1 pseudogene is annotated in these 595 nt (G+C 61.7%); it reads left to right on the top strand.

The annotated features are described in order from the left end of the window. A pseudogene (locus FV226_RS27715) lies at positions 1–111 on the top strand (IS630 family transposase); the annotation flags it as partial. Positions 112–595: the final 484 nt, after the last annotated feature.

The following is a 595-nucleotide window of genomic DNA, read 5'->3' as shown; positions in this document are numbered from 1 at the left end:
ACCGTTGCCGACCTCTGGGATGCCATCCGAAACGCCTTCGCCGCCTTCAAACCAGACGAATGCCGGAACTACCTCGCCGCCGCGGGATACGACGCTTATGATCCAACCTGATCGGATGCCGCTCTAGTTGGAGTACCTCGCCGCCGAGGTTGACCACTTTTTCGCTACAGTGCGGGCTGCATAGTCGGGCGACAGCGTAGCAGCTCTTGTCCGCCGCCCCGACAACAGATGTCCGCTTTCTGGTCTCTTTGGCCTCAAAGCGGAACGTCGTGAACCCTGAAGAGTTTCGGGCGCCGTGAGGCGTACGAAAGTCGTGGAGGAACGAACCCGCGGGATGGCGGACGCCGAGCTATGGAGATTTTGGCAGACCGTCGTCCCCAGTGTGGGACGGAAGGCGCGTGAACGGCGCCGCCTGGATCCCTGCGCAGTCCCGGATTGCCCGGTCGCCGGCGTTTTGCGAAGCGCCCGAGCACTACTTTGGCAGATTTAGGGAACGGGGCTGGTTTTCGCGGATTCGTGTGCCATGGCGATGGTCATGGGTGATCGCGATGTCGGATGCTGGCGGATGGCGTGACGATCTGGATCAATGGCTGCA

The sequence above is a fragment of the Methylobacterium sp. WL12 genome, assembly GCF_008039475.1.
GTDB classification, from domain to species: Bacteria; Pseudomonadota; Alphaproteobacteria; order Rhizobiales; family Beijerinckiaceae; genus Methylobacterium; species Methylobacterium cerastii.
The sequence above is the reverse complement of the archived record's forward strand: the minus strand, read 5'-3'. Positions and strand labels throughout refer to the sequence as shown.